This window comes from Pseudoalteromonas aliena, from assembly GCF_038155085.1.
Taxonomy (GTDB): domain Bacteria; phylum Pseudomonadota; class Gammaproteobacteria; order Enterobacterales; family Alteromonadaceae; genus Pseudoalteromonas; species Pseudoalteromonas aliena_A.
Genome location: NZ_JBAKAU010000003.1, coordinates 1 through 13,107, shown reverse-complemented (window position 1 = coordinate 13,107; position 13,107 = coordinate 1). Strand labels below are relative to the sequence as shown.

Here is a 13,107-nt window from a genome sequence, read left to right as displayed (position 1 = left end):
TGGGAAGATTTATGAAAACCATTCAAAAAACATTCGCACTAACTGCACTTATGTGTAGCTGTCAATTAGCTTACGCACAAAATGAAATAAATAGTAAAACAAAAGAAGACTCAATAGAAAGAATCAGCGTAACAGGAACAGCTCAATCTCGTTACGTCATTAAAGAGTCATCATCGTTAACTGGGTTTCCTTTAGATTTTTTAGAATTGCCACGTGTCGTTAATATTATTCCAGAGCAGTTAATACTTGATCAAAAAATTACCGATTTATCAGAAGCGTTACGCAACACACCTGGGGTATCGTTAGGCGATGGTTTTGGTGGTACTAACGACGATTTTTTAATTCGCGGATTTAGACGCAATGCCGTTTACCGAGATGGCTTTCGCCGTGCTACTAACTTTAAAACTAATCTATCAAATATAGAATATACCCAAGTTGTTAAAGGCCCTGCATCAATAACTTATGGTCAAGTTGAGCCTGGTGGGCTTGTAGATATAGCCACTAAAAAACCGCTAGCTGAAAAACGATTTGCTGGTGAAGCACGTGTTGGATCATTTAATGATCAATTTGCACTACTCGATTGGTCAACGCCTATTAACGATAGTGCCGCTATTCGTGTTGTGGGTTCAATACAAGATGCCGAATCGTTTCGTGACTTTAGCGATATTGATAGAGACACACTTTCAATCTCTGGTACATTTGATCTCGCCCCTTCTACACGTTTAAATTTATCGTACGAATACCGAGATGAATCAAGACCGCTTGACCGAGGAACTATCACAGTACCTACTCCAGATGGTCGTGCTGTGCTTAACGAAGTACTTGATATACCTTTATCAACTCGTTTTGGCGAGCAATACGAAGTATTTGAAAGTAACTTTAACTTCTTCGATGCAACGTTAGAGCAAGAACTAGGAGATAATTGGAACCTACGCTTTAGCACCGCTTACGAAGTAAGTTCAGCAAATGACCTTCAAGCTAGACCGCTTGCCGTTGCCATTTTTGATGCCGATGGGCCAATTAGCGAAGACGGATTTATAGAGTTTCAAAGCCCTGCCGACATCTCCGCAAATATAAATGAAGGTTTAACCGGTGTATTTGACGATCCAACAGATCAAGTATTTCTTATTCGCAGAACAGACGGTAACCAAAATGCCGATGTTGATGTTTTATATTTAAATGCAATTGTCACAGGTGAAGTACAAACCGGAAATATCACACATAAAATAGCTATTGGAGGCAGTTATCGCGACTTTGAACGAAAAGACAATTTTGTTAACTCAGCAAACTCTGATGGTTTACCAGCCGCATTTGGTTTTAGTGGTATCCCTTTATTTGATGTTAGTAATCCTGTTTACGGAAACTTACCAACTGACTTAAATACAGGCGACTTTGCAAGACGTACATTTAGCTCTGAAGATTACGGTTTTTTCATTAATGATTATATTGTTTTAACCGATGACCTTGGTGTATTAATTGGTGGACGCTTAGATTCTGTTAAAAGTGGCTTTAATGACGGTGTAACCGCATTCACTAACGGTGAGACTACAGGAACAGATCTTAAGTTAGATTCTATTTCAGAGTTTTCGCCTCAAATAGCTGTTAACTATAAAATGACGTCAAACTCATCATTATTTGCAAGTTATTCAGAGTCTTTTGCGCCTAATGCTGATACAGCCAATACCGAAGTGAGCAATAGCGAACAATTTGACCCTGAAGATTCAAAACAAATAGAGCTAGGTGTTAAAGCTGAATTTTTTGGCGGCCGTTTACAGTCAAGCGTATCAATTTATAATATTGAAAAAACGAATGTATTAAGCACCGAAGACGGTATAACAACGTTAAGAGACGGGCAAACATCTGAAGGTATTGAATTTTCAATTTCAGGGCAACCAACCGAAGGCATGAACATTATTGCTGGATATGCTTATACCGATGCAGAAATAGAAGTTGATGGAGTAACAGGTAATAAACCTCGTAATGTTGCAGACAACACATTTAACCTTTGGGCTTCATATGAATTTCAAAAAGGTAGCTTAGAAGGCTTAGGTATAGGTGGCGGTTATTTTTTTGTTGATGATCGATTTGGTAATGACGCCAATAGCTATACGCTAGATAGCTATGGCTTAGTTGATTTATCGCTTTGGTACACGCTGGCTACTCCAGGTTTAGGAGAGGATGGCACTGTGAGATTTCAATTAGCCGTTAAAAACTTATTAGATGAAGAGTACTATTCAGCAAGTGGTGGCGACTTAAGAATTAATATAGGCACACCTAGATCTGTATTTGCTTCGGTATCATTCGCTTTTTAAACCAATAACAAGCGAGAGGCTTATTTATTTAGCCTCTCGCACTATAAAATTATTTAACCCCTTTTTGATTTGCCCCCCGTTATAGCTTTTAAATAACCCAAATAAGTTTACTCGGAGCGGCTTATGCACACACTTGAAGTACCTAATAACTCAGCATTTATTAAAACATCAACCGCCGTAATTGGCGGTGCAGTAATGACCTTTGCGGCTTTTGCGTTTATGCAATATTTAATCTCTGGCGAGCAGCGCGCGCCTATTAAACCGGGTGACGATATTATTGTAGAGATTTTTCAGGCGCCAGAGAATTCAAAGCTTAGGCATATACAAAAAATTCAGCCACCACCGCCAGTGCCTAAAATGCCACCTAAAGCACCACCGCTTGATACATCAACCGATCCAGTGCTAGCAATTAGCGACTTTACGCCAGTTACGATTGATGATTTTGGTGATGATATAAATAGCACTATTAACCGCCCTACCGGGGATGCAACGCCCATAGTGCGCATAAACCCTAAATACCCAGCGTCTGCTGCCCGCGATGGCATAGAAGGCTGGGTTCAACTTAGCTTTAATATTTCGCCCACCGGTGAAGTAATAAACCCAGTAGTGATTAACGCAGAGCCAAAACGCACCTTTGACCGCGAAGCAATAAGAGCCATTAAACGCTGGAAATATCGCCCCAAAGTAATAGAAGGTGTGGCACAATTACAAACAGGTCAAACTGTACAGCTCGATTTTAAATTAGATAACTCTATTTAACGGACTAAACGCCTATGCTACTAAGTATTAAGTCATGGTTATTTGAAACGCCAAGCAAGGACTGCATGGCAAGTTACGCAAAAAGTGGCGACAATCGTTACTTAGAGCAGCTTATTGCCCTCTATAGTAACGACTTATACCACTACCTTGTTACTCAATCTAATACACATTTAGCATACGACGTAAGCCAACAAACATGGCTAAAGGTAATCGAAAAACGCCACCTTTACCAAGCGCAAACCACACCAAAAGCATGGTTATTTAAACTCGCGCGCAACACATTAATAGACGAATACCGCAAACAGCAGCGCTTTGTAGAACTTGACGAAAACACTCATCTACCCGCGCAGCAAAATGAGCAAAGCAATATAAGTTATCAAGCATTCGATAATGCACTCAAACAGCTAAGCTTTGTACAGCGCGAAGCCATTACCTTACAACAAGAAGGCTTTAGCCTTGCCGACATAGCGCTTATAACGCAAAGCAACCATGAGAGCGTAAAAACAAGGCTGCGCTATGCCAAACAAAACCTTAAACGTTTATTAGGAGCAAGCAATGAACAAGCCTGATGAGCAGTTTGATCAAAAGCTCACACAACACTATAAAGAGCGAAAAAAACGCACTACACTCAGCGCTGCCCAGCAAAAAGCGCTACTTAATAAAGCCATGCACACAAAACCTAGAAAGCTTGGCTTTACCCTACAGTTAACCAGCCTTGCCTGCGCACTGGCTGTATTTGCTTTTATTGTGTTTGATAATAACAACGTAATAAATACAGAGCCTAAAACCGTACTTAACAGCGTGTTTAACACCATAGACATTCACGATTATTCAATTATAAAAACACACGAAATAAACCCATCAGGCAGTTACACAAGCGCCATAACCGAACAAAAACATATGCTCGATACACAACATGCCAATAGCTTACGCCTACACCAGCAACGCCACATAGAATACGGCACGCTCGTAAAAGTCGATAACGACTGGTACATAGCCAGTTGTAATGACGAAGTACTCGTACAAATTAAGCAGTCGCTATTGAGTGATTTAAAGGGAAGGCACGCAGTAGAAAGCGATATAAACATGGGTGATATGTTAGCAATGGCGCATAATGGTAAAGGGCAGATTATTGGGCTTAAACATGCAGGAGATGGGTTTAGGCAATGTGGGGCTTAGGTGGTTTAGCTCAGTTAAGGTTGGTAATAATTTAGATAAATATTACCACCGAGAACACAGAGGCGCTTCGCGCTGCACAGAGATAGTTAACTATCGCCCATGTAATCTAATGGTGAGGAAAGCTCTATAAAATCACGATATTGCTCTTTGGTAATTTTGTTGTATGTATCTTTTACATAAATATATTTAATCAAAGACTTAGCCACTTTATACTGATCAGAACAATTGCATTCCTGTAACTCTTTTTCAGCCTGCTCTAGTTTAGTTAATTTGCTTGTATCTGTTCTTCCGAATACATTGAAAATAAATAAACTTTCATCAATAAAAATTTTACAAAAAAAGCTTTCAATATACTGTTTTAATTTAATTATGTTCTCCGTATCTTTGTAGCGGTTAACTATACAGTTCGGCTCATTGCTATATAATTCTGAATCAACAAAAAATACAACATCTCTTTCTAAGTCTTCGGGTAGTATTTTTTCTGATAAATAATCAGATAACCTTATATTTTGTGTTTCACCTTTCTTATTTAATTTTGTTCTCTTAAATCTACCATTTATAATTTCTTCATAAAGCGGATGATCTTTTTCATAGATACAAAACAAAATAGCGAGTACGAGTAAATCTACTTTTTTACCATTTGGTAAATTTACAATAATAGCAGTAATGCGTTCAGTAATTTGAATAGCTGTTCTTGGAGGTACCTGGAATGCATCTAATACAACTGAGATATTAGCTAAGGCAGTTTCTGGATTTTCAGTACGAGGGAGTATTTCAATATCTTTACTTTCTAAATACGCAGATTCAAATTTAGTTGTATCGCTATGTACTGATAAAAAATCCTTCAAAACAGGTCGTTTTAAACTGTAACGACTGTTAAAAAAACGGCCTAAATAAACCTTAGCGTCAAACCCTTCACCGTATATTGATTTGATCGTATGTTGGAGTTGTCCTGTATCTGTTGCCACAACAAATACTATACCTTTAACATCGAAAATATGTTTAATCGTCTCTAGCATTTCGACTGCATAACTTGGGCGACAACGATCTAATTCATCAATAAAAATAAATATGGGTAATGACTTACCTTCCTGCTTTTCAAACTTACTGACCCAATCAGCCAACTTAGACTTTATTACTTCAATACTCTTATTTTTAGCTTCATGATCTTTAATTAAGTTTTGTGCAAGCGCCTTTACTGCGGGGGCAAAGTCGCTACCAGTTGGCTTATTGGAATTTTGATTTTGTTCACTATCTATTTCATCATCAGAAAATAGTAATGTGTGTAGTTCATCTAAATCTATGCCAGATATTTTTTTAGTTAAGCCTTGTGCAATAGCAGGTGCAACAGCTTTAAACATCGAAACGGCACTTTTAGGTATAGTTATATTAAACTTAGCCTGAAGTTCAAGCTGCTTAATGATGCCTGCAATTACAGTTAAAAATGGATCGTCTGAATAATCTTGCTGCCATGCATCAATATAAACTACAGGGTAATCTACTATTAATTCTAGTGACCAACGCTTAAGAAAATAGGTTTTACCTGCCCCCCATTCAGCATTGAGATTTAATACATAATTTTTCTTTTGCTCTTCATCAGGCCTACTTTCGTCATAACCTTCTTGAGCCAATAGCCTTGATAAGAAAGTGGCGTAGCGAGCTCTATCTAATTTATCAGCAGGAAAATATTCTTCTATCTTACGGTTAGTTTTAGTTTTCCAGTGGAAGTCTTTAATATCGTGCATTTAATTCCCTTTACAATAATCATTTTTCACATAGTGTAATATCGAATTATCAACAGTTGCATTTATTTCGGGCTAACGCCCGACGCGCCAGCAAGCTGTACGCCTACAAAAAACACTACATATAACTAGCTTTGGGTCTGCTCATTGCATTGGAGAACTGTTGGGTTTAGTGTCACTCAACCCAACCTACGTCCGCTATAAATGTGCTGTCACCATTTAATAAATCATTTTTAATGATTACTGCTTTAAAAGTCGCTTTTCAGGATTACTCAAATACTTTAAGCCAATGGTAACTATGCGTGTATGTACCATTGTTATAACGCGTATTTGCACATTGCCAATAACAACAATATCGCCTTTGCTGACTTCTCCTGAAAGCTTTTGGTTGATCACTTCTTCCAAGCTTATGCCTTCTGGGGCATCTATGTGCATGTGGTAAGAGTAAAATATATCACCTACCAACGTTACCCCTTTCACTTTAAGTTCGTTGTGGGCTAAGTGGCTATCTTGATGGTTTGTTTTATCAGTTGCTGTAAAAACTAAATCAACAAAAGGTCTGTTGTCTGGTTTTAAAACAACAAATAAATGATCGTTTGCTTTTAACTTAGTTGAGCCTCGTGGCGGTATGATTGAAGGGCCTCGAGTGATCATAGCAACAACCACACTTTCAGGCAGTGCCGCATGTGACAAGCTACGCCCAGAAACCCGAGAAATGTCACTTAAAGTGTATTCTACAATTTCTATATCAATATCGTTTAGCGCTGTGATTTCGAGTGTTGCAGCAGCCAAATCAGGTGGCGGCTCTACTAGATTTAACTTTTTAGCCATCCAAGGCATTGTTGAACCTTGCAAAGTGGCTGAAATTAACACCACGAAAAATACAACATTAAAAATTAGCTCAGCCCCTGAAAGGCCAAATAACAATGGGAATATCGCTAAAATAATGGGCACTGAGCCCCTAAGGCCCACCCAAGATACAAACAAGGTTTCGCGATTATTAAAGCCAAATAATTTTAAAATTGGCGCTACCGCTAAAGGGCGAGCAACAAAAATAAGTGCCAGTGCAATTAACAATCCTTCTAGCCATACGTCAACCAACGACGACGGGTTAATAAGCAGGCCCAATACAACAAACATGGTTATTTGCCCAAGCCATGCTAAGCCGTCATGAAACAGAAAAATACCGCGTTTATATACAAATTTACTGTTACCTAAAATAACACCCGTTATAAATACAGCTAAAAATCCACTGCCGCCGAGCGTTGCAGAAAGCCCAAATGAAAGTAGCCCAAATGCGGTTACCATCACTAAATACAAACCCGATGCATTTAGTTTAATTCGATTAATAAACCAAACCGATGCCTTACCAATTAAAAGGCCACACACAGCGCCTACACCCATTTGCTGGGCAAATAACTGCAGTAAACCCAGCCCTATTGGCATGTCGTTAACAAGCATTTCGAGCAAACCAACCGTTAAGAAAATAGCCATTGGATCGTTCGAAGCACTTTCTATTTCAAGGGTTGATTTTAGCTTTTTATTTAAGTGAATACCGGCACTTCGTAAAAGCGCAAACACGGCTGCGGCATCTGTAGAACCAACAATGGCCCCCAGTAAAACACCTTGTAATATGGGCAGGTCTAAAATATAAGTGGCAACAAGGCCTGTAATTACAGCGGTAAATAACACCCCGACGGTTGCTAAAGCCGATGCGGGTTTCCACACTTGTTTAATTGAACTGGTAGGTGTTTGTAAGCCACCATCAAATAGGATAATGGCAAGTGCGAGAGTACCCAAAGCATGTGCAGCCTCTGCGTTATCAAACGATATACCTGCAATACCATCCTCACCAGCAAGCATACCTACCAGTAAAAATAGCACCAGCACTGGTAAGCCAACGCGTGCAGAGAGCTTGCTCGAAATTACCCCAAGTAGGATTAAAATGGCACTAACGAGAATGATATTATCTATTATAAACATAGTGTGAGTTTACTGCCTTGTATGAATTATACCAATCCGCAATAATACTTAATCATTTTGCGGGGCTAAACGTGTCGCTACCGGCGTTAAAAAATTCTCATTTACGACTGCATGGATGCAGAAGGTAGAGCAATGCAGGAGCAATTGCCGAGAACAACTAAATAGCGAATTTTTTGCCTAGCTATCAACACGTTTTTCCAGCCTCAAAATAGATCACTTAATTAAGCGAATTGGTATTAAAAAGTAAGAATTGCCTATTATTAAAAAGCTTAAAGCGTATGCTATACAATAACCTAAAAAATATAAATACGGGTACTTAAGTCTATAATTAAATGCTTTAGATTAAGTTAGTGAGTTATTAGAGCTAGTATTACTAAGTTGAATATTTGGATTATTTGTTTTTAAACAAAAAAGCCTGCAGTTATGCAGGCTTTTGAGTATTAAAGTAACGTGTATTTATAGCACAATTATGCTTGTTACTAAGTACGCTATAAACGTCAATGCGCCGCCGAATAATGCATACGGCAGCTGCGTTTTAACGTGGGTGAGCAAATCACACCCCGAGGCGAGTGCCGATACAGCACTGGTGTCGGATATAGGCGAGCAGTGATCGCCAAATATACCACCGCCTAAAATAGCGCCTACAACAAGTGAAGGCGGTAAACCTAATGCTTGAATAAGCGGCACACCAATTGGGATGAGTATGGCAAATGTGCCCCACGATGTACCCGTAGTAAACGACATAACCGCGCCCGTTAAAAACAGCACCGGTACAATTAAATAAATAGGTAAGTAGTCGCCTACTAGCGATGCAACAAATACGCCAGTGCCTAGCTCTTTTAAGCTTGCGCCCAGTGTAAGTGAAAGCAATACAATGCTTACCAGCGGTAATAGCTCGCCCATGCCTTTAAAGCCGGTGTCTACTAACTGATGGTGAGTAAATTGGCGTGAGCTGATCATTAAAGCATACGCTACTACAATGGCTAATACCGTTGCGTATAACACAGATTTTGAGCCGCTACCTTCTGCTAATACACCGTTGCCGGTGTAAAACATAAAGCCTACCATGCTCACAATAAGCGTTACTAAAGGCACTAACATGTAACGCGCTTTAGAACCTTTTACTTCTTCTTTAAGGTCGGTTTTTTGAAGTTCTAGCTTTTGTTCGGCTTCTTTCATTGGGCCGTGCACTTTATCAAACGCGATGGTGTAAAACACAATGACTAAGGTGATAATGGCGTAAAAGTTATACCCTACGCTGCCCCATAAAATGGAAACTGCCGATTCGCTTAGCTCGTAATTGCCAAGTAAGCCGAGCACAAATGCGCCCCAGCCATTAAGCAGTATTAAAATACATACAGGCGCACTGGTGCTATCAATAATATAAGCAAGACGCGCTCGGCTCATTTTAAATTTATCGAACAGGCCGCGCGATACAATACCTGAGGTTAATACACTTAAGTTTGATTCTATAAATACTGCAATGCCAGTAAACATCGTTAAAAAGCCAACTTGGCGCTTACTTTTTGCAATGCCTTTGTTCATTAACATATTAACAGTTGCTGCAACACCGCCAGACTCGCGAATGTAGGCAAGCAAGGCACCAATTAAAATACTAAATATTAATATGCGTGTATTACCTGGCGAACTAGCAACCGAAATAATACGTTCTATGGTATTTAAAAAAGTGTCAAACAAGCTATTACCTTCGCCCTGAAAGGCGAGTAAAAACTCAGAAGAAGCAACAGCAACAAGTAGCGCCATAATCACTTCTTTTCGCCAAAACACGATAGCAATCGCAATTAGCGGCGGTAAAATAGAATACCAATGCATAAAAAGTTAACCTTAATTATTAGCGAGCCACTCTCGCTTTGTACGCGTTTTATCGCTTATTTGTTAAGCCTAGCAGCATAAACTGGCTTAGATTTGTAAACCGCTTAGCTTAATGGATTGCCTTACTCAAGTCACCTGTAAATAAATCACTTAAGGTGGCACTGTTAGCACGTTTTAACCTATACGATAGCTTATTGATTTAGTAGTGCTTCGTAAATAAGCGATACCACTGAGCCATATTGTGCGGTCTCGTATTGTTTACCCAAAAACTGGTAATGTTTTTGGCTTCCTTTTATTTTTGTGTGGCGCGCATTGGTCAATAAAATAATAGCTAAATCGTAAGCGGGGTCAATTACGGTCACAGTCCCCGTCCAACCAGTATGGCCATACGCTTGTGCACTTGCATAAGGGCCAAAATGCCAACGCCTTGCTTGGTTATTACCTGCAAGCCTAAAACCAAGGCCGTAGGTTTCGTTGTTTAATTGTGGTGTTAAAAACTGCGCTAAGGTTGATGCGCTAAATAACTGGTTATTGCCAAAACCACCTTGGTTTAATAACACTTGGCTAAGTACGGCTAAATCAGGCGCGTTACTAAATAAACCCGCGTGCCCTGCTACGCCATCAAACGAATAATATGCCCGCTCGTCATGCACTTCGCCTTGCAATACATTGGTGCGAATATTATCAAACTTAATTCGCCCATCACGGGTGTTACCGCTAAGCTCGGTAGCTGCAAATTCAGAACGTTTAAAGGCCTTTTTAAGTGGGTTAAATACCGTATTGGTTAGTTTAAGTGGGGCATAAATTTGCTGCTCTAGATAATCATCAAGTGATTGCCCGGTTATGCGCTCAACCAGTACGCCTAGTATCATGTAATCAATATCAGAGTAAACGGCTTGTGCGGGGTATTTATTACTTAGCGGTACTTGCGTCAGTAACAGCTGCTTAGTAGTTTGGCTGTTTTGTGAAAAATACGCATCACCATTTTTAGTGCTTTTACGATGAAAATCAAACACGGGCGGGTAACCCGCTGTATGCGTTAGTAAATCTTTTACTGTGCGCAGTTCGCGCCCTTCACCTTTGTATTCGGGCAAATAACTTTGCACGGGCTTGTTTATATTTAAAAGCCCTTCGCTTACCAGTTTCATAAGGGCAAAGTTAGTGGCAAATATTTTGGTGTTAGATGCTAAATCAAACAGAGTGTGTGTTTGCATTGGCTCTGGGCGTAGTAGCATTAAGTCATTTTGTTGGTACTGCTTGGCATCGCCATAGGCGCTAAGCTTTATGAGTTCGCCACTTTTAACAACAGCCAATACTGCCCCCGGAAAACCTGCTTTTACATCTTTTTGTATAAGGGCATCTACTTGGCTAAAGTCTATATTGCTTTGCACGGCGGTATTTAACGTAGGAAACTCAAAGCGTAAGGTAAGGCTTGCGCCCTCAGGCTTAATATTTTCAACTTTAAACGTATTAACCCCGTTATGAGTGCGCCTTGCGAGCGAATACTCATATAAAGTATTCGCAGCGAGTTGGCTGGTAATATTAAGTTTTTGGTTATTTATAAAAATATCGGCGCTTATGGCATTATTATTTTGAATTAATAACTGCCCTCGCCCTTTGTAGGCTTTAAAAGTGCCTCGATTATTTACGTATTCACGGCTACTTGGGTTAGCCTCAGGAAAGGTAACCACCACTTGCGCATTTGGAAGCGTTACCAAATTACTTTGTTTAAGCTCACTCGCTGTAAAATCATTAGCTTTGTTGCTGCTACACGCTGCAAGTGTAAGGCTCATAACTGCTAATAAAGCTGTTTTAAAATAGCTGCTTATTTTTATGTTTATTACTAACGCCATTTATAACCTTACTTGTACAATAAATAAGGCAAGCGTTGCCTTTTAAATGCCTCAAGCCCTTGCTGCCAACTTTGCTTTATTTGTGCCTCTGATTGTCCTGCTTCAATAGCAAAGCGTAATTTATTAGTGCCGGCTAATTTATCCATAAAATCAGCGCGTTCAAAAAAGGTGATATTATTTTTAGTTAATTTACTATAAGTCGTTATTAAATAACTTAAATCAAGCCCATGCGTTTGCATTGTGCGTAAGTCGAGCCCTTTTACAGGGGTGTTTTTAAATTTAGGATTAGCCGCTGCGCCTTTAATAGAACGTGGAGTAAAACTAAAATCCCCAAGTGCAACTGGCGAGTAGCCAATTACTTGAAACGCAAAGTCGGTGCCTCTGCCAATACTTATAGGCGTTGCTTCAAAAAAACACAGCGATGGATAAAGCGCGATTGATTGCTCATTCGGTAAATTAGGGCTGGGTTTTACAGGTAAACTGTAGGATGTTGAGCGCGTGTAATGATCAACCGGGATCACAGTAAGCTTTAAATCAGCAGCTTTATTGATCCAGCTTTCGCCTTTGATCATTTTTGCAAGCTCGCCTACCGTCATGCCGTGCAGCACGGGTATTGGGTGCATGCCTACAAACGATTTAAAGTCGCGCTCAAGTATTGGCCCATCAACGTAGGCAATATTGGGGTTTGGCCTATCAAGCACAATAAAGTCAGTACCTTGCTCCGCTGCGGCTTCCATCATGTAATGCATAGAGCTTATGTAGGTATAAAAGCGCACGCCCACATCTTGTATATCAAAAATAATAACATCTACATTGCTAAGGGCTTCTGCGCTTGGCTTTTTGTTTTTGCCATAAATAGAAATAAGCGGGATACCGGTTTTGCTATCAACTGCATTTTTAACATGGGTACCGGCATCGTGATCGCCCCTAAAGCCATGCTCAGGTGCAAAAATTTTGGTTATGTTTATATTTTTAGTGAGTAACGCATCTACTAAATGCGTATTTACGACAAGTGATGTTTGATTTACTACAAGCCCAACGCGTTTATTTTGTAATTGTGGTAAATAATGTGCGAACTGCGCAGCGCCAACAACAGGTAAATTTTGCGCTTCGCTTTGCTTAGCGCTTACATTAAATAAGCAACTAAATAGTAACACAAAGGTGATAAATACGGCTTTAAACATACAGCAAGATCCTTTTAAACAAGGTGTTTAAAATACCACAGCTTAAGTTAAAGAGCAGTGAATGGTTTTGAGTAGGTACATAAGTAATTAGAAGCTGCGCTTCTCACGTGAGCAAACTCTACGTCTACAGGAGAGTAATAACTTTATTTTAGACATAAAAAAACCGACTTTCGTCGGTTTCTTTTCTATTAACTTAAATAGTAATAGAAAGTGGTGGGCGCAGGAGGATTCGAACCTCCGACCGCCTGGTTCGTAGCCAGGT

The 13,107-nt window shown here is 39.7% G+C and carries 9 protein-coding genes; 4 read left to right on the top strand and 5 right to left on the bottom strand.

Features of this window, described 5'->3' with window-relative positions:
• Nucleotides 1-11: 11 nt before the first annotated feature.
• The 4 genes from V6260_RS04290 to V6260_RS04275 all read left to right on the top strand — a co-directional run bounded on the left by V6260_RS04290 (nucleotide 12) and on the right by V6260_RS04275 (nucleotide 4,250).
• Nucleotides 12-2,312 carry a TonB-dependent siderophore receptor gene (locus V6260_RS04290; protein WP_341592840.1) on the top strand — a complete coding sequence of 767 codons (2,301 nt, stop codon included), beginning with the start codon at nucleotides 12-14 and terminating at the stop codon, nucleotides 2,310-2,312.
• 123 nt (nucleotides 2,313-2,435) lie between these two features.
• Nucleotides 2,436-3,071 (top strand): energy transducer TonB, encoded by a 636-nt coding sequence (locus V6260_RS04285; protein ID WP_341592839.1) that lies wholly within the window; start codon nucleotides 2,436-2,438, stop codon nucleotides 3,069-3,071.
• A 14-nt stretch (nucleotides 3,072-3,085) separates the two neighbouring features.
• Entirely contained in the window at nucleotides 3,086-3,640 is a 555-nt protein-coding gene (locus tag V6260_RS04280; protein WP_341592838.1) for a sigma-70 family RNA polymerase sigma factor, read from the top strand.
• The gene (locus V6260_RS04275; RefSeq protein ID WP_341592837.1) at nucleotides 3,627-4,250 is read left to right on the top strand and encodes a hypothetical protein; all 624 of its coding nucleotides are present in this window, start codon (nucleotides 3,627-3,629) and stop codon (nucleotides 4,248-4,250) included. Before V6260_RS04280 ends, V6260_RS04275 begins: the two co-directional genes overlap by 14 nt.
• A gap of 86 nt (nucleotides 4,251-4,336) precedes the next feature.
• On the opposite strand, the gene V6260_RS04270 is transcribed toward V6260_RS04275, so the two are convergent.
• The 5 genes from V6260_RS04270 to V6260_RS04250 form a co-directional block, all read right to left on the bottom strand.
• Nucleotides 4,337-5,995 (bottom strand): KAP family P-loop NTPase fold protein, encoded by a 1,659-nt coding sequence (locus V6260_RS04270; protein ID WP_341592836.1) that lies wholly within the window; start codon nucleotides 5,993-5,995, stop codon nucleotides 4,337-4,339.
• Between the two features lie 237 nt (nucleotides 5,996-6,232).
• Nucleotides 6,233-7,975, bottom strand: a complete 1,743-nt coding sequence (locus tag V6260_RS04265) for a potassium/proton antiporter (protein ID WP_341592835.1) — start codon at nucleotides 7,973-7,975, stop codon at nucleotides 6,233-6,235.
• Between the two features lie 456 nt (nucleotides 7,976-8,431).
• Nucleotides 8,432-9,808 carry a Na+/H+ antiporter NhaC family protein gene (locus V6260_RS04260; protein WP_341592834.1) on the bottom strand — a complete coding sequence of 459 codons (1,377 nt, stop codon included), beginning with the start codon at nucleotides 9,806-9,808 and terminating at the stop codon, nucleotides 8,432-8,434.
• Between the two features lie 191 nt (nucleotides 9,809-9,999).
• Nucleotides 10,000-11,661 (bottom strand): penicillin binding protein PBP4B, encoded by a 1,662-nt coding sequence (gene pbp4b, locus V6260_RS04255; RefSeq protein WP_341592833.1) that lies wholly within the window; start codon nucleotides 11,659-11,661, stop codon nucleotides 10,000-10,002.
• An 8-nt stretch (nucleotides 11,662-11,669) separates the two neighbouring features.
• Entirely contained in the window at nucleotides 11,670-12,845 is a 1,176-nt protein-coding gene (locus tag V6260_RS04250) for a DUF1343 domain-containing protein (protein WP_341592832.1), read from the bottom strand.
• Nucleotides 12,846-13,107: the final 262 nt, after the last annotated feature.